Raw genomic sequence first — 21,854 nt, forward strand, 5'->3', positions numbered from 1 at the left:
CGCCCCGTTGACACCGCGCCGCCCGGCACTCATGTTGCCGCCCCATTGCAGTTGCCCGAGATCATCATGCCCGTTGTTGTCGTCGAATCCCCGGCCAAGGCCAAGACCATCGAGAAATACCTCGGCGGCGACTACCGCGTTCTGGCCAGCTTCGGCCATGTCCGCGACCTTCCGCCCAAGGATGGCAGCGTCGATCCCGATCACGACTTCGACATGAAGTGGGAAGTGGCTGCGGACAGCAAGAAGCACTTGAAGGCGATCAAGGACGCGCTGAAGGACGACCAGTCGCTGATCCTGGCCACCGACCCCGACCGCGAGGGCGAGGCGATCAGCTGGCACCTGCTGGAGGCGCTGGCCCCGGCCCTGAAGAAGGGCAGCGACGTCAGCCGCGTGACGTTCAACGCGATCACCAAGGCCGCCGTGACCGAGGCGATGGGCAAGCCCCGCCAGATCGACCAGCCGCTGGTCGACGCCTATCTGGCCCGCCGGGCGCTGGACTATCTGGTGGGGTTCAACCTGTCGCCGGTCCTCTGGCGCAAGCTGCCAGGGGCTAAGTCAGCCGGTCGGGTGCAGTCCGTCTGCCTGCGCCTGATCGTTGATCGGGAAATGGAGATCGAGGCCTTCAAGCCGCGCGAATACTGGTCGGTCCACGCTCGTCTGGCGACGCCCGGTGGCGATGAATACGACGCAGCCCTGGTGTCGCTGGCCGGCAAGCGGCTGGACCGCTTTGACCTGGCGACCGCCGAACAGGCCGCGATGGCCGTCAGCGCGGTGGCCAGCCGCGACCTGAAGGTTAGCTCGGTCGTGGCCAAGCCCGCGACCCGCAACCCCTGGCCGCCCTTCATGACCTCGACCCTGCAGCAGGAGGCTAGCCGCAAGATGGGCATGGGCGCCAAGGCCTGCATGTCCGCGGCGCAGCGTCTCTATGAGGCCGGGCTGATCACCTACATGCGGACCGACGGCATCGACATGGCGCCCGAGGCGGTGATGGCCGCCCGCGACGCGATCAAGGCCAAGTTCGGCGACAAGTACCTGCCGAAAAGCCCGCGCATGTACAAGAACAAGGCCAAAAACGCGCAAGAGGCGCATGAATGCATCCGGCCGACCGACATGATGCTGTCGCCCGACAAGCTGAAGGTCAGCGCCGACGACCAGCGCAAGCTCTATGACCTGATCTGGAAGCGCACCATCGCCAGCCAGATGGAAGCCGCCCGGATGGAGCGGACGACGGTCGAGATCGCCAGCCCGGACAACCAGGTCGGGTTGCGCGCCACGGGACAGGTGATGCAGTTCGACGGCTTTCTGCGCGTCTATGACCAGGGCCGCGACGACGACGAGGGCGAGGACAGCGCCCGCCTGCCCGCCATCTCCGAGGGCGAGGCCGCGCGCCTTGTTCCCGCCGCCTTCGAGGACGAGCTGGCGAAGGCCCGCGACAAGGGCGGCGACCCGGTCAGCGCCCCTGCCGGCCAGCGCGGCGCACCTGGCCTTCTGACGGACGAACGCGCCGCCGCCGCTGCGCGCCAGCACTTCACCCAGCCCCCGCCCCGCTATACCGAGGCGACGCTGGTCAAGCGCATGGAAGAACTGGGCATCGGCCGCCCCTCGACCTATGCCAGCATCGTCACCACGATCCAGGACCGCGACTATGTCCGCAAGGACAAGAACCGCCTGATCCCCGAGGACAAGGGCCGTCTGGTCACGATCTTCCTGCTGAAATACTTCCCGCGCTATGTCAGCTATGACTTCACGGCGGATCTGGAGAACGAGTTGGACGAGATCAGCGCCGGCGACCGCCTGTGGCGCGAGGTTCTGGGCCGCTTCTGGAAGGATTTCTCGAAAGCGCTGGAGGGCACTTCGGAACTGCGCATCACCGAGGTTCTCGAGGCGATCGACGATGCCCTTGCGCCGCATCTCTATCCGCCGCGGGCGGACGGGGGCGATCCGCGCACCTGTCCCCTCTGCGGTCAGGGCCGGCTGAACCTCAAGACCGCGCGGTCGGGCGGCGCCTTCATCGGCTGCACGAACTATCCTGAATGCCGCTATACCCGCCCGCTGTCGGTCCCTGACGGAGAGGAGCCGGTCGGCGACCGCATCCTGGGCGAGGATGCCGGCGATCCGATCAGCCTGAAGACCGGGCGCTTCGGCCCCTATGTCCAGCGCGGAGAGGCCACCGAGGAGCAGCCCAAGCCGCCGCGCGCGTCCATCCCGAAGGGCTGGGATGCCGCCGCCATCGACCTTGACAAGGCGGTGCAGCTTCTGTCGCTGCCCCGCCCCGTCGGCCCCCACCCCGAGGATGGTGTGCTGGTCGAGGCGGGCATCGGGCGCTTCGGCCCCTACGTCAAGCACGGCAGCAAATACGCCAATATCGCCGATGTCGACGAGGTCTTCACGATCGGCATGAACCGCGCGGTCGAGGTTCTGGCCTCGAAGCAGACCCGCGGCCGGGCGGCCGCCGCAGCGCCCTTGCGCGAGATGGGAGAGCATCCCGATGGCGGGCCGATCCAGGTGATGAACGGCCGCTATGGACCTTACGTCAAATGGGGCAAGGTGAACGCCACCCTGCCCCGCGACGTGACGCCCGAGGACATCACCGTCGAACAGGCACTGGAACTGATCGCCGCCAAGGCCGCCAAGTCGCCGAAGAAGGCGGCCAAGAAGCCCGCAGCGAAGAAGCCTGCGGCCAAGAAAGCCGCCCCGAAGAAGGCCGCGCCGAAGAAGGCGGCCAAGGGGAAGGAGTAGACCGCGGCCACGCCCGCGAATATGCGACCAAAGGCGGATTCCACCGCCACGATGTTCCGATAGCCTGTCCCCCTTTGGTGGAGGAAGGCACATGCGCAGCGTCCAAATGGCAGCCCTGCTGTGGCTCGGGACTCTCGTTCCAGCCACGGCCGAGACGCTGGCGATCTTTCCGCCCAAGTTTCTGGACACGTCCCACGAGGTCCGCGACCAGAGCGTGGATCACCAGCGCCGGCTGGATCTGCTGGCCGAGACGCTCAACGATGAGTTGACGCCATCGGTGGTGATCGGCAGGCCTCAGATCGCTGCGACCTGCACCCCCGAGACGACGGACTGCCTTCTGTCGCTGGCGCACGAGGCGCAGGCAGAGCGGTCCCTGTTCGTCGTCGTCCAAAAGACCAGCACGCTGATCATCCAGATCTTCGTCACACTGGTTCACAGCGGCACCGGCCAGCTGATCGCCAGCCCTAGCCTGAACTTCCGCGGCGATACCGACGAATCCTGGCACAGGGCCGCCAGGTTTCTGGCGCGCGAGCTGCAGGACCTTTAGCGGCCCTTCGGTCCCGCCGTCAGATCCAGTGCTTCCAGCGCAGGAACAGCCAGGTCCCCAGGGTCGTGACACCCATCAGCGCCAGTGCGAAGCCATAGCCCCATGGCTCGTCCAGTTCCGGCATGTGGGTAAAGTTCATCCCATAGATGCTGGCGATCAGCGTCGGCGGCAGGAACAGTGCCGCGATGACCGACAGGATGCGGACGGTGTTGTTCTGCTGCAGGTTGATCATGCCAAGCGTGGTGTCCACGGCAAGGCTGACCCGGCTGCCCAGGAAGTCGGCATGGACCTCCAGCGCCTGCACGTCGCGGATCTGCGCACGGATGGCGGGGCGCAAGCGGCCTGAATCGGGACGGTCCTCGATGATGGCGGTATAGAAGGCCAGGATCCGCTCGATGGTCAGAAGCCCTAGGCGGACGCGCGCCATCAGTTCGGCCTCGCGGCCCACCGCCTCCAGCGCCGTCTGCAGGCGGTCGGGGCCGGACCTGGCGGCGCCCCTCTCGAAGATGCCGGCGGTGGTGTCGTCCAAGACCCGGCCCGCCCCTTCCAGGATGTCCGCCAGCCGGGCGATGATCTCCTCGAGAAGGCCCAGGAACAGACGGTCGGGATCACCGCAGCCCAAGGTCGACCGCTCGGCCCGGTTCGGGAAGGTCAGGAACGGGCGCGGGGAATGGTGCCGCACCGTCACCAGACGCTGCCCCGACAGAACGAAGGTTACCGGCATCGAGACGCGGTCGCCGCCCGCCTTTTCTCCGGGCAGGACGGCGGTCATGTAGTCCAGGCCATCCTCGCGGTAGAGCCGGTTCGACAGCTCGATCTCTTCCATCTCGGCCAGCGACGGCAGGATCACCCCCATGTCGCCCAACTGCCGCATCTCGGCGTCGGAGGGCTGGACGAGGTCGATCCACATCGCCTGCGTCAGGTCGCCGTCGCTCGGCATGGAGATCAGCCGGTTGCCGTGGACGTTATAGGCATAGAGCATCGGCGGGTCCTTGAACTGTCCGGGCATTGGACCCGCCCCCCTTCGTGCCAAAGCCCCCGGAGGCATTCAAGCACGCGGGCATGAAAAAGGCGCCCAGTGGGCGCCCTTTCCGGTCGGCGCTCCGCTTACTTGTCGCGGAAGTAGTCGTCGATCTGGCGGTCGGCGTCGGCCTTGGTCCAGCCGTATTTCTCTTGCAGCTTGCCGGCCAGACGGTCCTTGTCGCCGTCGATCTGGTCCAGTTCGTCGTCGGTCAGCTCGCCCCACTTTTCCTTGGCAGAGCCCTTCAGCTGCTTCCATTTGCCCTGAATGATATCCCAGTTCATGTCGCACCCGTCGGTTCAAGTTCATGTTGATGAAGAACCTTGCCGGTGCCCGTGCGGTTCCGCTTCTACACGATCATGTCAGGTGGCGTCTGCCCCTCGGCGTGGGCGACCAGGTTCTTCAGCGCGCGCAGACCCATCAGCGTCCGCGTCTCGTCCGTCGCGGTGCCCAGATGCGGCAGCAGGGTGGCATTGGGCGCATCCAGCAGCGCCTGCGGCACTTCGGGTTCGCGGGCGTAGACGTCCAAGCCCGCCCCGGCGATGGTGCCCGCCTGCAGCGCGTCGATCAGCGCATCCTCGTCCACCACATCGCCGCGGGCGATGTTGACCAGCACCGACCGCGGCCCGAGGGCGCGCAGCTCGGCCGCGCCGATCATGCCGCGCGTGCCGGGACCGCCCGGAACAGCGATGACGGCCACGTCGCAGGCCCAGAGCATCCGGTGCAGATCCGCGATCTGGCGGGCCGGGACGTCCAGGGCCGACACCGCCGAGCGGTTGAAGAACACCACGTCCATGCCGAAGCCCAGGTGGCAGCGGCGCGCGATGGCCTTGCCGATGCGCCCCATGCCGACGATGCCGACGATCCTGCCGGTCATCTCGTGCCCCAGAAGCTGGGTGGGGTTCCAGCCGGTCCACTGTCCGGCGCGCAGCAGACGCTCACCCTCGGACGCACGGCGCAGGGTCATCAGCATCAGCGTCAGGGCGATATCGGCGGTGGCGTCGGTGACGACATCGGGCGTGTTCGTCACCGTGACACCCCCCGCCTGCGCGGCCGCCACGTCGATGTGGTTATAGCCGGCGCCGAAATTCGCCAGGATCCGGCACCGCAGGTCGCCCTGGAAGGCCTTTGCCGTAAAGGCATCGCCAAGCGTGGGCATGATGGCGTCAAAGTCGCGCATCGCCTGCGCGGCCTCATCCGCGGTCAGGGGGGTGTTGTCGCGGAAGGTCGCGTCGAAGCGGCCGCCGATCGCTGCGGTCGCGCGGGCCGTCATGGGGCGGGTGACAAGCAGCCTCAATAGAGCCTCCCTCCGTTCGGCACGGGCTGGTCTGGTGCGATCAGCACGACATTGTCGTCCGTGTCCGGAACGCCCAGGACAAGAACCTCGGACATGACCGGCCCGATCTGGCGCGGCGGAAAGTTCACGACGCACAGCACCTGCCGCCCGACAAGCGCATCGGGGTCGTAGTGCCGCGTGATCTGGGCCGAGGATCTGCGCTCTCCCATCTCTCCCAGGTCGAGCCACAGCTTGATGGCAGGCTTCCTGGCCTCGGGAAAGGGTTCGGCGCGGGTGATCGTGGCGACGCGGATGTCGACCTTCTGGAAGTCGTCGAACGTGATCGTCATGCCTCACCCCGGCCCAAGGCGCGGCCCCGTTCGGTCGCCGCGGCGACGGTGCGGACCATCAGGGGCGGCAGACCGGCGTCCTGGTCCATCAGCACCTCCAGCCCCGCCGCCGTCGTGCCGTTGGGCGAGGTCACGTTCTGGCGCAGCACGGCCGGATCCTCGTCCTCGTGGACAGCCAGCGCGCCGGCGCCCGCCACGGTCGCGCGCGCCAGTTCCAGCGCCAGTCCAGCGGGCAGGCCCTGAGCCTCTCCGGCCTTCGCCATCGTTTCGATCAGGTGGAAGACATAGGCCGGGCCGCTGCCGGACAGGCCGGTGACGGCGTCCATCTGGCCCTCGTCATCCAACCGGACGACGCGGCCCACGGCGCGCATCAGCGCCTCGGCCAGGTCCAGATGCGCGGCCGTCGCCCGGCTGTTGCCGATCATGGCCGAGATGCCCTGCCCGATGGCGGCAGGCGTGTTGGGCATGACCCGCACGATGGGCGCGCCGGGAAACGTCGCCTCGAAGCTGGCGATGGTGGTGCCGGCCGCGACCGAGACGACCAGGGTGTCCGACAGCTTCGGCACCTGCCCCAGGGCGTCGGCCATCATCTGCGGCTTCACGGCCAAGACCAGGACGGCCGGGTTCCCCGGCAGATCGGCGTTCACGCGCAGGCCCTTGTCCTGCCATTCCGGCGCCAGATTCGGGTCGATGACGGTGACTGCGTCGGGCCGCAGCCCGCGGGCCAGCCAGCCCTTCAGCATCGCCCCGCCCATGCGGCCGCAGCCGACCAGAACCAGCCCACGCGCGTTGATATCGTCGAATTCGGTCATCCTGCTCCCCTTGTCCGCGGGGGACAAGGCGCCCCCGTCAAGCCCGTCCGTAGGCCTGACCCAAGGCGATGTCCAGCGCCGCCGCCGGGCCGGTGTCGCCCCAGCCCACCAGCTGGAAGCTGGGATAGAACCGTTCGCACGCGGCGACGGCGTTGCGGATCATCTGGTCGACCTGTTCGGGCAGGGCGATGGCATCGCCCGCCAGCACCAGGCCATAGCGCCACACCATCAGCTGCTGCGCCGTCCAATAGGTGAAGCTGCCGTCCCAGACCTGGTCGTTGACCATGTTGATCGTCTCGTAGATCATCGGCAGCTTGTCCTTGGGCGGGTCCAGATCGAAGGTGCAGACCAGCCGCAGCACTTCCTCCCTGGGCGACCAGGCGAGGGTCAGCGAATAGCTGCGCCACTGCCCCTCGACCACCATGGCGATCTGATCTTCGGCCAGCCGGTCGAAGTCCCATTCGTGATGGGTCGCCACGGCCTCGACGATGTCGATCGGGTGGATCTCGTCGCTGGCGATGAAGTGATCGGTCTGTGCCATGGCTGCCTCCTGCCTTGCAGGGCCACGGTGCGCCCGAGCCCTTGGTGGCTACACAACACCGGGCAGAGTCGCCCGAATGTTCTTACCATATATCGTGGTCGGGTTAACCGGGCGTGTAAAGCGATAATTCGGTGACGCATTGCGGGCCGGTCGCTGCTGCCCTACCACGGGCAAAAGGGCTTCGGGACGGGCAGCATGCAACGGGATCACGGGGGAAATGCCGACGTGGCGCGCGCCCTTTATGGCGGCGACGACTGGATCGACCTGTCGACCGGAATTAACCGGCGCCCCTGGCCGCTGCCCCCCCTGCCCGACGCCGTCTGGCGCGACCTGCCCACCGCCCAAGCCGAGGCGGGGGCCATCGCCGCCGCCGCCGACTGGGTCGGCTGCCGCCCCGGCCGGGTGCACCCGGTGGCCGGCGCCTCGGCCGCGATCCAGCTGCTGCCGCGCCTGTGGACGCCCGGCCAAGCGGCAGTGCTGACGCCCAGCTACAACGAACACGCCGCCAGCCTGGCCGCCGCCGGCTGGCAGGTCCGGCCCGCCGCCGATCCCGACGAGATGGCCGGCGCCGATCTTGCGGTCGTGGTGAACCCGAACAACCCCGATGGCCGGGAATGGCCACCCGAGGTCCTGGCGCAACTGGCCAGCCGCGTCGGCCGCCTGATCGTCGACGAAAGCTTTGCCGATCCGCGTCCCGACCTGTCGCTGGCCCCGGCCCTGCCCGCCAACGCCGTCGTCCTGCGCAGCTTCGGCAAGTTCTGGGGGCTGGCCGGGCTGCGGCTTGGCTTCGTGATCGGCGCCCCCGACCTGCTGGCCAAGCTGAGAGAAGCAGCTGGCCCCTGGTCGGTGAACGGCCCCGCGCTGGCCATTGCCGCCGCCGCCATGGCGGACCGGGCCTGGGCCGACGACGCCGTGACCTATCACAGCGAGGCCAGCCTAAGGCTGGACATGCTGGCGCGCGGCGCGGGCTGGACCTTGGCTGGCGGCACGCATCTGTTCCGGCTGTACCAGACACCCGATGCGCGCACTGCGCAGGACCGTCTGGCGCGGTCCCGCATCTGGACGCGGCGCTTCCCCTATTCCGACCGCTGGCTGCGGCTTGGCATCCCTGGCAACCGCCACGAATGGGACAGGCTGACCGCTGCACTTCCGACCTGCGCCGCCTGACACGAAGGAGAACCGCAATGTCCCCCAGCCGTCTTGCCCTGCTTCTTCTGCTGGCGCCGGCGCCTGCGCTGGCCGACGCGCCGCTGGTGGTGATCGACCGCACGCAGCTGCCGTTCGAGCTGGGACCGGGCCACCCGGCCAACAGCCCCGCCCGAACCGCGAACCAGCCGAACGCGGCCGCCAATTCGTCGGGCAACACCGCCAACTCGCCGTCGGCATGGGAGAACCGGCCCTCGAACCCCGCCAACGACGGGCGGCTGATCTTCACCGCCGATGGCGAGGTGCGCGGATACTACGCCCCCAGCGCGACAGGCGTCCTGAACGTGTTCAATACTGCCGGACGCCGCATCGCCTATCGCCCGGCGCGGGGTACGAGCAGCCTGTTTTCTGTCCAGGGCACGTGGTGCGGCACGGTGGACAGCACGCGCGAAGGGCTTGTCCTGGCCGTCACGCCCGAATGCGCCGCGCTTTTCGGCAACTGACGCATGACCGTTACATTCCGCGCCTAGACCCCCCGACGACCCTGCCGGAGACGACAATGAACACCTATCACGATTGGTTGGAAGCCGAGCTTCAGGAAACACTGGACGAGGACATGGAGATCGACCTCGAGGACGCGGTCCTGTCCGAGGAGATCCGGCGGATCTATCGCAACCACCATCCTGACCAGATGGACCGCAAGACCTATTTCCACGAGCTGCTGCGCCTGCAGTCCGAACTGATCCGGCTGCAGGACTGGGTCAGCCACCACAAGGAAAAGGTTGTCGTGATCTTCGAAGGCCGCGATTCGGCCGGCAAGGGCGGCGCGATCAAGCGCATTACCCAGCGCCTGAACCCGCGCGTCGCGCGCGTGGTGGCCCTGCCCGCCCCCTCGGACCGGGAAAAGTCGCAGTGGTATTTCCAGCGCTATGTCCCGCACCTGCCGGCGGGCGGAGAGATCGTGCTGTTCGATCGCAGCTGGTACAACCGCGCAGGGGTCGAGCGCGTGATGGGCTTCGCTTCCGAGGACCAGGTCGAGCAGTTCTTCCAGGACGTGCCCGAGTTCGAGCGGATGCTGGTCCGATCGGGCATCCGCCTAGTGAAGTACTGGTTCTCGATCACCGACGAGGAGCAGCAGATGCGGTTCCAGATCCGCATCCACGACCCGCTGAAGCAGTGGAAGCTGTCGCCCATGGACCTGCAGTCCCGCATCCGGTGGGAAGCCTATACCAAGGCCAAGGAGGACATGTTCGAGCGCACCAACATCCCCGAGGCGCCCTGGTACATCGTGCCCGGCAACGACAAGAAGCGTGCGCGGCTGAACTGCATCAGCCACCTTCTGGGGCTGATCCCCTATGGCGATGTCCCGCACGAGGAGATCCGCCTGCCCGAGCGGGTGTTCAACCCCGACTATGAACGCGACGTCTTGCCACGCGAGCTGTATGTGCCGCAGAAATACTGAGGGACCCTCGGCCCGTCTGGGATCGTCACGCTCAGAAGATGAACCGCATGCTGGATTTCTACGTCTATGACGTCTTCACCGACCGCCCCTTTTCGGGCAACCCGCTGGCGGTCGTCATGGGCGCGGATGCGCTTGGCACGGCCCAGATGCAGGCCATCGCGCGGCAGTTCAACCTGTCAGAGACGATCTTCGTGATGGCGCCCCGCCAGCCGGGCCACGCCGCGCGGGTGCGCATCTTCCTGCCCCTTACCGAGATCCCCTTCGCAGGCCATCCGACGATCGGATGCGCGCTGCATCTTGGCGGTACCGACGGCGATCTGGTGCTGGAGGAGGAGGCCGGCCCCGTCCCGGTCAGCATCACCGGCGGCCTGGCCGAATTCATGTCGCCGGTCCTGCCGCAGGCGGGCCGCCCGGTTGATCCAGAGGAAGCGGCGCGCGGCCTGGGGCTGTCGCCTGCGCAGGTGGGCTTCGGCGCGCATTGCCCGATGGTCGTCTCGGGCGGGTCCGATTTCATCTTCGTGCCGCTGTCTGACGTGGCGGCGCTGAAGGCGGCACGGCCCGCGGGGGTCGACTTCGACAGGCTAACGCGCGACGTGGCAAAGGTCTATTGCTATGCCGCCGAGGGGGCGGGCCTGCGCGCCCGGATGTTCGCGCCGGCCAACGGCATCCCAGAGGACCCCGCGACCGGGTCGGCCGCGGCGGCCCTTGCGGCCCCCCTTCTGGTCGCGGGCGCGCTGTCCGAGGGCGAGACGCGGCTGGACCTGCGCCAGGGCATCGAGATGGGTCGGCCTTCCCGCATCGGCTTGCGCGTGACGGTGCGGGGCGGCAAGCTGGCGCAAGTCCACGTCTCCGGCCGCGCCGTCCGCGTAGCCCAAGGACGCATCCGCATCTCGGAGGAGCCATGACCAAGGCCTATTGGATCGCCCATGTGACGGTCGACGACCCGGACGCCTACGAAGCCTATCGCCGCGCCAATGCCGCCCCCTTCGCCAAACATGGCGCACGCTTCCTGGTACGCGGCGGGCCGCAGCAGGTGGTCGAGGGCGAGGGCCGGCCGCGCAGCGTCGTGATCGAGTTTCCGTCGCTGCAGGCGGCGCGCGACTGTTATGCCAGCGCCGGATACCAGGCGGCCAAGGCGCTGCGGGACCCGGTCTCTGCCGCAGATGTGATCATCGTCGAGGGATGGGACGGCTAGGCGCCTTGCCACCGGCACGCGAAGGCGCCAGTCTGGGACCATGTTCAAGGATATTCTGACTCGGTTGATGGGCGAGGGCCCGACCCACGCGCCGCTGGACGGCGAGGCGGCAGAACTGGCGGTCGCCGCGCTTCTGGTACGGCTGGCACGGGCGGACGATCACTATGACCAGGCCGAACGCCAGCGCATCGACCGGGTGCTGGCGCGCCGCCGCGGCCTGTCGCCCGACGAGGCCGCCACCCGCCGCGCCGAAGCCGAAGCGCTGGAAGCCGGCGCCGCAGACACGGTCCAGTTCACCCGCCAGATCAAGGATCACATCGCGCTGGATGATCGCGCGGGGATCATCGCCGCCCTGTGGGAGGTCGCCTATGCCGACGAGGATCGCGGCATGGACGAGGAAAGCCTGATCCGTCTGGTCGCAGGTCTTCTGGGGATCTCGGACCGCGAATCTGCGCAGATCCGCCAGCAGGTGCTGGGACGGATGGGCCAGCGGCCGGCCTGAGTTCTGCCTGCCGGTTCACCAGCTGGTGCCCGGCCCTCAAAACCCCAGCCGGTCGCGCAGCCCGTACCAGGCCATCCCCGCCACCAGAAGCGGCGCGCGCAGCATGGCGCCGCCGGGGAAGGGGCGCGTCGGCACCGCGGCCATGACATCGAAGCGCCCCGCCTGCCCCGCCACCGCCTCGGCCATCAGCCGCCCGGCAAGGGTCGCCAGCGCGACCCCGTGGCCGGAATAGCCGCTGGCCGACAGGCAGTTCGGCGCGGGACGCGCGAAATACGGCATCCGGTTCATGGTGATCGCCAGCGTCCCGCCCCAGGCGTGTGTCAGTGCCACGTCGCGCAGCTGCTTATAGACCGACAGCAGGTGCGGCCGCACGACCGCGAAGATGTCCCGCGGAAAGCGGTAGGTCGCGGTCTCGCCGCCGCCGAAGACCAGCCGGCGCTCATCGTCCAGCCGCCAGTAGTTCACCACGAACTTCGTGTCGGCGGCCGCGTTCATGCCGGGCAGGATCTCTGGGAAGCGGTCGCCTAGGGGCTCGGTCGCGACGATGTAGTTGTTGATCGGCATGACGCGCGCAGCGACCGCCGGGTCCAGCCGACCCAGATAGCCGTTGCAGGCCAGGATCACGTGATCTGCGCGAAGAACGCCCTCGGCCGTGTGGACGCGGCTGGCCTCGCCCGCGCGGGCGCCGTGGTCGATGCGGGTGACCTCGCTTCGGTCATGGATCGTGGCGCCTGCCGACCGCGCCAGCCGGGCCATCCCCAAGGCCAGCGCCAGCGGATGCACATGGCTTGCGCCCATGTCGAGGTCGCCGCCGGCATAGGCGGTGCTGCCAAGCACCTCGGCCAGACCGTCGCGGTGCAGCGGGCGCACCTGGGCATAGCCATAGTGCTGCGCCAGATGTTCGGCCATGCGGCGGGCATGCTCGACCTCGGCCTGCGTGCGGCAGGCATGGGCGATGCCGTTCCGCACCGGTACGCCCGCCTCCTCTGCCAAGGCGCGGGTCAGGGCCTTGGCCTCCTCGCCCAGGTCCCAAAGGCGTCGGGCCGTGTCGCGACCCAGCCGCGATTCAAGCCAGTCGACCTCTTGCCGCTGGCCTGAGCCGATCTGGCCGCCGTTGCGCCCCGACGCCCCGAACCCCACGCGCTGCGCCTCGAGCACGGTAACCGACAGCCCCTGCCGCGCCAGGTGCAGCGCCGCCGACAGGCCGGTATAGCCGCCGCCGATCACCGCCACATCGGCCCGCGCCTCGCCGTGCAGGGGGGTGAAACCCGGCTGCGGGCCGGCCTGCGCGGCATAGAGGCTGGGCGGATACTCCCCCGGCCGGTCGTTCAGGTGCAGCAGGTTCATACGTTCAGCAGCAGGTGTTCACGTTCCCACGGGCTGATCACCTGCAGGAACTCCTTGTATTCATTCCTCTTAACGGCCTCGTAGACGGCGGTGAACTCCTCTCCCAGAACGCCTCGCATGGCCTCGTTCTCGATCATCAGGTCCAGCGCGTCGCCCAGGTTGTAGGGCAGCTCGTCCTCGGACATGTAGGCGTCGCCCAGGCATTCGGCGCGCGGGTTCTCTCCCTCGAGAAGGCCCAGGTATCCGCAAGCCAGGCTGGCCGCGATGCCAAGGTAAGGGTTGCAGTCCATGCCCGCCAGCCGGTTCTCGATCCGCCGGGCTTCGGGCGACGAGATCGGGACGCGCAGGCCGGTGGTGCGGTTGTCGCGGCCCCATTCCAGGTTGATGGGCGCCGCGAAGTCGGGGACATAACGGCGATAGCTGTTCACATAGGGCGCCAGCAGCGCCACCGCCGCGGGCAGGTGCTTCTGCATCCCGGCCACGAAGTGCAGGAACGCCGGCGTCTCTCGGCCCTTGGTGTCCGAGAAGATGTTCTGCCCTGTCGCGATGTCGGTCACCGAATGGTGGATGTGCATCGCGCTGCCCGGCTCGCCCTCGATGGGCTTGGCCATGAAGGTCGCGAAGCAGTCGTGGCGCAGCGCGGCCTCGCGGATCAGGCGCTTGAAATAGAAGATCTCGTCGGCCAGGGCGACCGGATCGCCGTGGTTCAGGTTGATCTCGACCTGCCCGGCACCGCCTTCCTGCAGGATGCCGTCGATCTCGAATCCCTGCGCCTCGGCGAAGTCATAGATGTCGTCGATGACCTTGCCGTATTCATCGACCGCCGACATGGAATAGGCCTGCTTGGCGGCCGCCCTGCGTCCCGTGCGTCCCATCGGCGGGATGATCGGCTGGTTCGGGTCGATGTTGCGGGCGACCAGGAAGAACTCCATCTCGGGCGCGACGACGGGTTTCCAGCCCTTCTCCTCGTAGAGCTTCACGACGCGTTTCAGCACGTTCCTTGGGGCGATCGGCACCGGGTTGCCCTGCTGGTCCAGCGCGTCGTGGATCACCTGGATCGTCCAGTCGGCGGTCCAGGGCGCTGCGGTCGCGGTCGAATAGTCGGGCGCCATCACCATGTCGGGTTCCGTGAAGGCGCCCGCCGGGTTGTCAGCCCATTCCCCCGTGATCGTCTGCAGGAAGATCGAGTTCGGCAGGTAGAACCGTTCCTGTCGCGCGAACTTGGACGCGGGCATGGCCTTGCCGCGTGCCACGCCGGCGATGTCGGCGACGATGCATTCGACCTCATCCAGACGCCGTCCGGCCATGAAGTCGCGCGCGGCACGGGGCAGCTTGTCGGTCCAGTCGGTCATGCCGCACCCTGCGCGCCGTGACGCGCCAGCGCGCGCGGTTGCTTGAAGAACGCCTCGATCCGGTCGGCCAGCTGCGCCGATCCCTTCGCCTCGCCCATGCGGGCGGATGCCGCCTGCAGCAGGTCGTCGGGCACCACGCCCTTGGCGCGCGTGTCCATCAGGCCCTGGACGAAGGCGTCGTCGAATTCGGGATGCGCCTGGACTGTGAAGGCGCGGTCGCCATAGATCAGAGCGGCGTTCTCGCAGAAGGCGTTGCGCCCGGCGACCGCGGCCCCCGGCGGCAGCGCCACGACCTGGTCCTGGTGCCAGGCGTTCAGGCGTACGGGTTCGCCCCCGAAATCGTAATCCTGCGTGCCGACCGCCCATCCGCCCGGATGCTTGACGACCGTGCCTCCAAGCGCCTGCGCGATGATCTGGTGGCCGAAGCAGATCCCCACCATCGGCACACCGGCGTCATGGGCGCGGCGGATGAAATCCTCCAGCGGCGGGATGAAGGCGTGGTCCTCGTACGCGCCGTGGCGCGATCCGGTCAGCAGCCAGCCGTCGGCGTCGGTGACGTGGTCGGGAAACTCCATCTCCTCGACATGCCAAGTGCGGAAATCGAAGCCGCGCCCGTCCAGCAGGCGGACGAACATGTCGGGATAGTCGCCCAGGGCCTGCTTCAACTGGGCAGGCGACTGGCCGCATTGAAGGATGCCGATACGCATGGAAATCCTTGATGTTGCTGACATGGCGAAGGTAGTCACGCGATGGGGGGCGCCGCAAGGGGGGATCGGCGCCTGCGCCATTTGGCGGTCTGGCCGACCCGTCCCGCCGGCGCTAATCTTTGCGTGAACAGCGAAAGGACCCGACATGCCCCACCTGCGCCCCGAGATCGATCCCGCCGGCCTTGACGAGTTCTCGGTCGTCTTCACGGACCGCTCGCTGAACCACATGTCGGGGCGCTTCCAGAAGGTGATGCGTGACCTGTCGGCCGGGCTCGCCGAGGTCTATGGCGCGGCGCAGGTCGCCATCGTCCCCGGCGGCGGCAGCTATGCCATGGAATCGGTGGCGCGCCAGTTCGGGCGTGACGCCCATGCGCTGATCGTCAGGAACGGCTGGTTCAGCTATCGCTGGAGCCAGATCTTCGAGGCCGGCGGGTTCGCGCGAGAGGTGACGGTCGTCAAGGCCCGCCCGCAGGGGAACGCGCCCCAGCCCGCCTATGCGCCCCCGCCGATCGAGGACGTCGTGGCCCGGATCCGCGAGGCCCGTCCCGATGCGGTCTTCGCGCCCCATGTCGAGACGTCGGCCGGGCTGATCCTGCCCGACGACTATATTTCGGCGCTGGCGCAGGCCGCTCACGAGGTCGGCGCGCTGATGGTGCTGGACTGCATCGCCTCGGGGGCCGTCTGGGTGGACATGAAGGGCACGGGCGTGGACGTGCTGATCTCGGCCCCGCAGAAGGGGTGGTCGGCCTCGCCCGCCGCCGGGCTGGTGATGCTGTCGGACCGCGCCGCCGAAAGGCTGGCCGCAACCGACAGCGACAGCTTCGCGCTGGATCTGAAGAAATGGCGGGCGATCATGCAGGCTTACGAGGACGGCGGCCACGCCTATCACGCGACGATGCCCACCGATGCGCTGCTGGGCTTCCGCGACGCCATGGAAGAGACCCGCGCGATGGGGTTCGAGGCTGCCCGCGACGCGCAATGGCGGCTGGGGCGCGCGGTGCGCGAGGATCTGGCCGCGCGGGGCATCCGCTCGGTCGCGGCCGAAAGCTTCCAGGCACCGGGCGTGGTGGTCAGCTACACCGCCGACCCCGAGGTGAAGTCGGGTCGCGCCTTCGCGGCACTCGGCACCCAGATCGCGGCGGGCGTGCCCCTGGCGGTCGATGAGGGCGCGGACTTCTCGACCTTCCGGATCGGCCTCTTCGGGCTGGACAAGCTGAAGGACGTCGACGGCACCATGGCGCGCCTGAAGCCGGTCCTCGACAAGGTCCTGGGCTAGGTCCGGCGGCAACGGCTGAAGGCCCGACATGACCCTGACCATCGCCATCGAAAGCCCGCTTGGGTCCGACCTGGACCTGCTGTTCCAACGCCACAGCGCCGAGATGCAGGCGGACACGCCGCCTGAGTCCATCCACATGCTGCCGCGCGACCTGCTGGCCGTGCCGGAGATCACCTTCTTCGTGACCCGCGATGGCGGAGTGCCTGTCGCGATGGGGGCGGTGAAACAGCTCGGCGGCCTGGAAGGCGAGTTGAAGTCGATGCATGTCCTGGCCGAGCATCGCGGCCGGGGCCTGTCCCGCATGCTGTTGCGGCACATGCTGTCCCACGCCCGCGCCGCGGGTCTGCACCGCCTGTCGCTGGAAACGGGCGCACAGGGCAGCTTCGCGGCGGCGCGGGGGCTCTACTTTCGGGAGGGGTTCATGGAATGCCCGCCGTTCGGGTCCTACCGCATGGACCCGAACTCGGTCTTCATGACCATGTCGCTGTGACGCAACCTGGGCGCATCAATCTTCATGGCGCGGCATGGCCTTCAGCTGGTCCTTGGTCAGGGTCGTCATCCCGTGGACGGTGCCGCTCTCGTCACGCATGAAGTCGATCTGCCGCGCCGGCACCTTGACCGGTTTGGCGCCAAGGCCCAGAAAGCCGCCGACGTCGATCACGACCTCGCAGGATGCACCCGACCCGTGGGTGTGGGACACGCTGCCGACGTTTTCATCGCCGGGGCCATAGACGGTGGCGCCGTCAAGGACGGCCTCGGTCAGTTCGCTCTGGTCCAGCCGGGTATGGTTGGTATGGTCCATTATTGAGCCTCCTCTGCTCGTGTGCATCCCAACCATGCTGAGACACATCGGTTCCTCCTGCCCTTTACTTGTATGGAAGTATGGTATACACAGGCCGCGGAGGATCAATGACCGACGCAACCCTCATCGCCCGCCCCGTCACGACCGCCCAGCAGGTCCATGACTGGCTGCATCAGCGGATCCTGCGAGGGGATCTGCCGCCGGGGGCGCGCCTGTCGGAAACCGACATTGCCGAGCAGATCGGCCTCTCACGCCAGCCCGTCCGAGAGGCGTTCATCCGCCTGGCCAGCGACGGCCTGGCCGAGGTGCGCCCCCAGCGCGGTACCTATATCGGCAAGATCTCGGCCCGCGCGGTCCTGTCGGCGCGGCTGATCCGCGAGGCGGTCGAAAGCGACCTGGCGCGGATGCTGGCCGATCGCGACGCCGATCTTTCCACGATGGAGGCCGAGCTGTCCGTCCAGGACCGCGCCAACGCGCAGGGCGACGTGGCGGCCTTCATCGCATCAGACGACCGCTTCCACCAGGCCATGGCGCTGGCTGCCGGACAGGCCGCCGTCTGGCAAGACCTGGAACGCCTGAAGTCGCAGATGAACCGCCTGCGCCACATGTCCATGCGCGTCTTCGATCGAAGCGAGACGATCGGACAGCACCGCGCCATCCTGACCGCCCTCCAGGCGCGCGATGCCGACGCGGCCGAGGCTGCCGTCCGCGCTCATCTGCGCCAGATGCTGACCGAGCTTCCGCAGATCGCCGCCGCCCATCCCGACTATTTCACCGACTGAAAGGCCCCCGATGCGACAGACCTGGCGCTGGTTCGGACCCAACGACCCCGTATCCGTCGACGACATGCTGCAGGCCGGCGTGCAGGGGGTCGTCACCGCCCTCCACCACGTCCCGACTGGCCAGGTCTGGACCCCCGAGGAGATCCGCAGGCGTCAGGATGCCATCGCCGTGATGTCCGACGGCGCCCCCTCGGGCCTGACCTGGGAAGTGGTCGAGAGCCTGCCGGTCTCGGAGGCGATCAAGACCCAGACCGGCGACTGGCGCGCGCATGTCGAGGCTTGGATCACCTCGATGCGGCACCTTCACGCGGCGGGCATCCGGGTGATCTGCTACAACTTCATGCCGGTGCTGGACTGGACGCGGACGGACCTGGCGTGGCGGCGGCCGACCGGGGCGCGCTGCATGCGCTTCGACCTGGTGGACTTCGCGGCCTTCGATCTGCACATCCTGCAGCGTCCCGGCGCGGCCGAGGACATTCCCGGCGCCTTGCAGGACGCCGCCGCGCGTCGCTTTGCCCAAATGCCGCAGGGGCGCCGCGACCAGCTGGCCGCGAATGTCGTCTTCGGCCTGCCAGGCGCGGCGGAACGGCTGTCGATGCCGGACGTGCGCGATCTGCTGGCCAGCTATGCCCCGGTCACCGATGCGGTGCTGCGCCGCCATTTCCACGACTTCTTGGAACAGGTTGCGCCGGTCGCGCAGGACCTGGGGATGCGGCTCTGCTGCCATCCCGACGATCCGCCCTTCCCGCTTCTGGGCCTGCCGCGCATCATGTCGACCGAGGCCGACTATGTCGAGCGGTTGGCCGCCGTGGACCTGCCCGCGAACGGCGTCACGCTCTGCTCGGGCTCGCTTGGGGCGCGGCCTGACAACGACCTGCCGGGGATGATGCGCCGCCTGGGCGACCGGGTGCATTTCCTGCACCTGCGCAACGTGCGCCGCGACGACGATCTGGTGCCCTGCTCGTTCTTCGAGGACGAGCATCTGGGCGGGCAGACCGACATGGTCGCGCTGATCGACTCCGTTCTGGCCGAGGAGGCGCGCCGCCGTGATCTGGGCCGCAATGACGCGTCGATCCCGATGCGCCCCGATCACGGGCAGGACATCCTGGACGACATCGGCCGCGGCGGCCAACCCGGCTATCCCGCCATCGGCCGCCTGAAGGGCCTGGCCGAGCTGCGCGGGGTCGAGGCCGCGCTGTCGCGCAGCCACGGGGTGCCGGCATGAACCGCATCCTGTCGATTGGCGAGGCCATGGTCGAGATGTCCCAGGCCGATCAGCCGGGGCTCTGGCGGCTGGGGATGGCGGGCGACACGCTGAACACGGCCTGGTACCTGCGCGGCCTGTTGGGCGTCGACTGGCAGGTCGCCTATCTGACGCGGGTCGGGACCGGCGAGTTTTCCAGCCGGATGCTGGACTTTCTGGACAGCGAAGGGGTCTCCACCGCCCATATCCGCCGCGAGGCTGACCGGGAGATCGGCCTTTACGCGATCAGCCTGAGGGACGGAGAGCGCAGCTTCGCCTATTGGCGCGACAGCTCGGCCGCACGGCGGCTGGCGGACGATCCCGCAGAGCTTGCGGCGGCGCTGGCCGGTTGCCGGCTGGCCTATCTGTCAGGCATCACCCTGGCGATCCTGCCAGAGGCGGGCCGCGCGAATTTGCTGGCGGCCCTGCGGGACGCGCGCGCCGCGGGAACCACAGTGGTCTTCGACCCGAACCTGCGGCCGCGCCTCTGGCCCGACACGCAGACGATGTGCGCCCTGGTGCAGGCCGCCGCCGGAGAGGCCGACCTGGTCCTGCCAAGCTTCGACGACGAGGCCGCCTTCTTCGGCGACGCCGCCCCCACCGCGACCGTGGCCCGCTACCTGGCCTCCGGAGCGAGTCAGGTCGTGGTCAAGAACGGTGGCGCGGCGATGGCCTTCGGCGGGATCGAAGGCGACGGCACGGTCGCGGACCTGACGCCAGAGGCGCCCCTGGACACCACGGCGGCCGGTGACAGCTTCAACGCAGGCTATCTGGCCGCCTGGCTGTCAGGCGCCGATTGCGAGACCGCGATCCGCGCCGGCCACGCCCTCAGCCGTCAGGTCATCCGCCACCGCGGCGCCCTTGTCCCGGCGGCGCTGGAAGCTGTGGCGACGCGGACCTCGGACCGCCCTGCCCCGGCCTGAACAGGGCTGGCCGCGCGCCCATCTGGTTTCATTGATCCCGACGGCCCCGCATGGACAAGGCCGCAGGGATTATTTGTCCCTGCACGTGTGGCCGTTCAGGCAGCCATGAAAGACCCCTTGCGTCTGCAAAGCGCTCACCATCCCTGAAGCCGCCGGGTCGCGCCTGTGAGCAGCGTGATCGAGAAACCATCCTCCCGCTTGGCCTGCCTGCGGAGGCGGCGGGCCGGCCCTTCGGCCGACTCCGGCGTCCGCCTGTTGGCGGAACGCTGCCTCACATGCGCTCCAGGGGGCGGACCCGGCCGTGGATCAACCATCGGCGGCGGCGCGCGCGCCTTTGCGGATCAGGCGATTTAAGGCCTCTGTCACGTCGGCGGCAAAGCCTTCGTCTTCGCGCAGGGCGGCGGGGAAGACCTGCGACAGGGACAGGAACCCTGCCACAGTCTGCGCGGGATCGTCGCGCCATAGCGCCGCAAGTTGCGGAGCCAGCGGGTCCTTGACCTCGATTCCCTGCCCGTCTTCGCCGCGCCCGGAGGTATAGCGTATCCACGCCGCGACGGCCAGCGTCAACCCCGGAACCGGCTGTCCGGCGGCCCGGCTTTCGACGATGGTGCCCAGGATCCGTTGCGGCAGCTTCTGGCTGCCGTCCATGGCGATCTGCCAAGTCCGATGTCGAATCGCGGGGTTGGCATAGCGGTTGTGCAGCGCGCGGGCATAGGCGGGCAGATCCTCGCCCGGCGGCGGGGTCAGCGCGGGGATGATCTCGTCACGCCACAGGCGGTCGACGAAGCGCGCGAAGACCGGATCGGCCATCGTGTCGGAGATGGTTTCGTGGCCGGCCAGATAGCCAAGATATGCCAGGCTGGAGTGGGTGCCGTTCAGCATCCGCAGCTTCATATACTCGAACGGGGTGACGTCCTGCACCAGCTGGACGCCCACCGCGCCCAGGTCGGGGCGTCCGCAGGCGAAGCTGTCCTCAACCACCCACTGGCGGAATGGCTCGTGCATGACGGGCGCCTCGTCCCGGTGGCCGGTCAGCGCCTCCAGCCGGTCCAGATCCGCGGGCGTCGTGGCGGGGACGATCCGGTCGACCATGGTCGAGGGGAAGGCGCCCTTCGCCTCGATCCACGAGGCCAGCGCCGGATCGACCAGCCGGGCCAGGTCCAGCACCACGCCCCGCACGACGCGGCCGTTTTCCGGCAGGTTGTCGCAACAGAGGACCGTGAACGGATCCAGCCCCGCCGCCCGCCGCGCCTGCAGCGCGCGCACGAGGAAACCGGGCGCGGATTTCGGCAGCGGGTGGCCAAGGTCATGGCGGATGTCGGGATGATCCGGGTTCAGCCGCCCCGTGGAGGGTTCGTGGCAATAGCCCTTCTCGGTCACCGTCAGGCTGACAATCCGCACCGCCTGCGCGGCCATCGCGTCCAGCACGGCCTGCGGGTCCTCTGGCGCAACCAGCACGTCGCGCAGGACCGTGACGACCTGCGCGGTCTCTCCCTCGGGACCCAGCTCAAGTGCGGTATAGGCCCAGCCCTGCGGCTTCAGCCTGTCGCGGGTGCCGGGCGACTGCAGCGAGACGCCGATGATGCCCCAGTCACCGCCCGATGCCTCCATCGCCTCGGACACGAAGATCGCCCCGTGGGCGCGGAAGAAAGCACCAAGGCCCAGATGCACGATCCCTGCCGGTGCGTCCGACGGTGTGCGATGCAACCTATCTTGCAAGCCAGCCTCCATCGACGTTGATGATTGCGCCGTTGACATAGTCGGATGCGGGGGCGGCGAGGAAGACGGCGGTCTGGGCGATGTCCTCGGGGCGGCCCCACCGGCCGGCGGG

25 protein-coding genes are annotated in these 21,854 nt (G+C 68.4%); 13 read left to right on the forward strand and 12 right to left on the reverse strand.

From position 1 onward, the window contains the following. Positions 1 to 66 precede the first annotated feature (66 nt). Positions 67 to 2,739, forward strand: coding sequence for a type I DNA topoisomerase (topA, locus tag OC184_RS07535; RefSeq protein WP_265506581.1), 2,673 nt, complete (start codon positions 67 to 69; stop codon positions 2,737 to 2,739). Positions 2,740 to 2,830: 91 nt separating this feature from the next. Beyond that, positions 2,831 to 3,286 carry a DUF2380 domain-containing protein gene (locus OC184_RS07540; protein ID WP_265506582.1) on the forward strand — a complete coding sequence of 152 codons (456 nt, stop codon included), beginning with the start codon at positions 2,831 to 2,833 and terminating at the stop codon, positions 3,284 to 3,286. 19 nt (positions 3,287 to 3,305) lie between these two features. On the opposite strand, the gene OC184_RS07545 is transcribed toward OC184_RS07540, so the two are convergent. From OC184_RS07545 to OC184_RS07570, 6 genes are all read right to left on the reverse strand, one after another. Beyond that, the gene (locus tag OC184_RS07545; RefSeq protein WP_322630189.1) at positions 3,306 to 4,295 is read right to left on the reverse strand and encodes a magnesium transporter CorA family protein; all 990 of its coding nucleotides are present in this window, start codon (positions 4,293 to 4,295) and stop codon (positions 3,306 to 3,308) included. A gap of 98 nt (positions 4,296 to 4,393) precedes the next feature. Further along, complete coding sequence (locus OC184_RS07550) at positions 4,394 to 4,591, reverse strand: CsbD family protein (RefSeq protein ID WP_265506583.1); 198 nt, start codon at positions 4,589 to 4,591, stop codon at positions 4,394 to 4,396. Positions 4,592 to 4,656: 65 nt separating this feature from the next. Then, positions 4,657 to 5,604, reverse strand: coding sequence for a 2-hydroxyacid dehydrogenase (locus OC184_RS07555; protein WP_265506584.1), 948 nt, complete (start codon positions 5,602 to 5,604; stop codon positions 4,657 to 4,659). Then, complete coding sequence (locus OC184_RS07560; protein ID WP_265506585.1) at positions 5,601 to 5,933, reverse strand: tRNA-binding protein; 333 nt, start codon at positions 5,931 to 5,933, stop codon at positions 5,601 to 5,603. The genes OC184_RS07555 and OC184_RS07560 overlap by 4 nt, the downstream gene beginning before the upstream one ends. Then, complete coding sequence (gene proC / locus OC184_RS07565; protein WP_265506586.1) at positions 5,930 to 6,745, reverse strand: pyrroline-5-carboxylate reductase; 816 nt, start codon at positions 6,743 to 6,745, stop codon at positions 5,930 to 5,932. Before proC ends, OC184_RS07560 begins: the two co-directional genes overlap by 4 nt. Before the next feature lie 37 nt (positions 6,746 to 6,782). Next, a complete protein-coding gene (locus OC184_RS07570) occupies positions 6,783 to 7,286 on the reverse strand; it encodes a type III secretion system chaperone family protein (protein ID WP_265506587.1) in 504 nt (167 codons plus the stop codon). 195 nt (positions 7,287 to 7,481) lie between these two features. Between OC184_RS07570 and cobD the strand changes: the two genes are divergently transcribed. Genes cobD through OC184_RS07600 form a run of 6 tightly spaced genes read left to right on the forward strand, consistent with a single transcriptional unit; the run spans position 7,482 to position 11,591 of the window. After that, positions 7,482 to 8,453 (forward strand): threonine-phosphate decarboxylase CobD, encoded by a 972-nt coding sequence (gene cobD / locus OC184_RS07575; protein ID WP_265506588.1) that lies wholly within the window; start codon positions 7,482 to 7,484, stop codon positions 8,451 to 8,453. Positions 8,454 to 8,470: 17 nt separating this feature from the next. Beyond that, positions 8,471 to 8,935 carry a hypothetical protein gene (locus tag OC184_RS07580; RefSeq protein WP_265506589.1) on the forward strand — a complete coding sequence of 155 codons (465 nt, stop codon included), beginning with the start codon at positions 8,471 to 8,473 and terminating at the stop codon, positions 8,933 to 8,935. Positions 8,936 to 8,991: 56 nt separating this feature from the next. Continuing rightward, positions 8,992 to 9,894: a polyphosphate kinase 2 gene (gene ppk2, locus OC184_RS07585; RefSeq protein ID WP_265506590.1), complete on the forward strand. Its 903-nt coding sequence runs from the start codon at positions 8,992 to 8,994 to the stop codon at positions 9,892 to 9,894. Positions 9,895 to 9,941: 47 nt separating this feature from the next. Beyond that, positions 9,942 to 10,799 carry a PhzF family phenazine biosynthesis protein gene (locus tag OC184_RS07590; RefSeq protein WP_265506591.1) on the forward strand — a complete coding sequence of 286 codons (858 nt, stop codon included), beginning with the start codon at positions 9,942 to 9,944 and terminating at the stop codon, positions 10,797 to 10,799. Further along, on the forward strand, positions 10,796 to 11,089 hold the full coding sequence (locus tag OC184_RS07595; RefSeq protein WP_265506592.1) for a DUF1330 domain-containing protein: 294 nt from the start codon (positions 10,796 to 10,798) through the stop codon (positions 11,087 to 11,089). The genes OC184_RS07590 and OC184_RS07595 overlap by 4 nt, the downstream gene beginning before the upstream one ends. Positions 11,090 to 11,129: 40 nt before the next feature. Then, complete coding sequence (locus OC184_RS07600) at positions 11,130 to 11,591, forward strand: tellurite resistance TerB family protein (RefSeq protein ID WP_265506593.1); 462 nt, start codon at positions 11,130 to 11,132, stop codon at positions 11,589 to 11,591. A 36-nt stretch (positions 11,592 to 11,627) separates the two neighbouring features. Here OC184_RS07600 and OC184_RS07605 read toward each other — a convergent pair whose 3' ends face one another. From OC184_RS07605 to OC184_RS07615, 3 genes are read right to left on the reverse strand one after another with little or no spacing between them, the layout of a single operon-like run. Next, positions 11,628 to 12,938, reverse strand: coding sequence for an NAD(P)/FAD-dependent oxidoreductase (locus tag OC184_RS07605; RefSeq protein ID WP_265506594.1), 1,311 nt, complete (start codon positions 12,936 to 12,938; stop codon positions 11,628 to 11,630). Then, positions 12,935 to 14,290 (reverse strand): glutamine synthetase family protein, encoded by a 1,356-nt coding sequence (locus OC184_RS07610; protein WP_265506595.1) that lies wholly within the window; start codon positions 14,288 to 14,290, stop codon positions 12,935 to 12,937. The genes OC184_RS07605 and OC184_RS07610 overlap by 4 nt, the downstream gene beginning before the upstream one ends. Beyond that, positions 14,287 to 14,997, reverse strand: a complete 711-nt coding sequence (locus OC184_RS07615) for a type 1 glutamine amidotransferase (protein WP_265506596.1) — start codon at positions 14,995 to 14,997, stop codon at positions 14,287 to 14,289. Before OC184_RS07615 ends, OC184_RS07610 begins: the two co-directional genes overlap by 4 nt. Positions 14,998 to 15,142: 145 nt before the next feature. Between OC184_RS07615 and OC184_RS07620 the strand changes: the two genes are divergently transcribed. After that, positions 15,143 to 16,273 carry an aminotransferase class V-fold PLP-dependent enzyme gene (locus OC184_RS07620; protein ID WP_265506597.1) on the forward strand — a complete coding sequence of 377 codons (1,131 nt, stop codon included), beginning with the start codon at positions 15,143 to 15,145 and terminating at the stop codon, positions 16,271 to 16,273. Positions 16,274 to 16,301: 28 nt separating this feature from the next. Beyond that, positions 16,302 to 16,763, forward strand: coding sequence for a GNAT family N-acetyltransferase (locus tag OC184_RS07625; protein WP_265506598.1), 462 nt, complete (start codon positions 16,302 to 16,304; stop codon positions 16,761 to 16,763). 15 nt (positions 16,764 to 16,778) lie between these two features. Here OC184_RS07625 and OC184_RS07630 read toward each other — a convergent pair whose 3' ends face one another. Continuing rightward, a complete protein-coding gene (locus OC184_RS07630; RefSeq protein ID WP_265506599.1) occupies positions 16,779 to 17,075 on the reverse strand; it encodes a PRC-barrel domain containing protein in 297 nt (98 codons plus the stop codon). Between the two features lie 107 nt (positions 17,076 to 17,182). Here OC184_RS07630 and OC184_RS07635 point away from each other — a divergent pair, with 107 nt between their 5' ends. The 3 genes from OC184_RS07635 to OC184_RS07645 are packed head-to-tail and all read left to right on the forward strand — an operon-like array spanning position 17,183 to position 20,023. Beyond that, positions 17,183 to 17,857 (forward strand): GntR family transcriptional regulator, encoded by a 675-nt coding sequence (locus tag OC184_RS07635; protein ID WP_265506600.1) that lies wholly within the window; start codon positions 17,183 to 17,185, stop codon positions 17,855 to 17,857. A 10-nt stretch (positions 17,858 to 17,867) separates the two neighbouring features. Next, positions 17,868 to 19,082: a mannonate dehydratase gene (gene uxuA, locus OC184_RS07640; protein WP_265506602.1), complete on the forward strand. Its 1,215-nt coding sequence runs from the start codon at positions 17,868 to 17,870 to the stop codon at positions 19,080 to 19,082. Continuing rightward, positions 19,079 to 20,023 carry a sugar kinase gene (locus tag OC184_RS07645; RefSeq protein WP_265506603.1) on the forward strand — a complete coding sequence of 315 codons (945 nt, stop codon included), beginning with the start codon at positions 19,079 to 19,081 and terminating at the stop codon, positions 20,021 to 20,023. The genes uxuA and OC184_RS07645 overlap by 4 nt, the downstream gene beginning before the upstream one ends. Positions 20,024 to 20,329: 306 nt before the next feature. Here OC184_RS07645 and OC184_RS07650 read toward each other — a convergent pair whose 3' ends face one another. After that, positions 20,330 to 21,730 carry a mannitol dehydrogenase family protein gene (locus OC184_RS07650; RefSeq protein ID WP_378926973.1) on the reverse strand — a complete coding sequence of 467 codons (1,401 nt, stop codon included), beginning with the start codon at positions 21,728 to 21,730 and terminating at the stop codon, positions 20,330 to 20,332. 1 nt (position 21,731) lies between these two features. After that, the coding region (locus tag OC184_RS07655; protein WP_265506608.1) for an SDR family oxidoreductase at positions 21,732 to 21,854 on the reverse strand (123 nt) is incomplete at its 5' end.

Origin of the sequence: Paracoccus rhizosphaerae (genome assembly GCF_026162645.1) — a bacterium.
Taxonomy (GTDB): domain Bacteria; phylum Pseudomonadota; class Alphaproteobacteria; order Rhodobacterales; family Rhodobacteraceae; genus Paracoccus; species Paracoccus rhizosphaerae.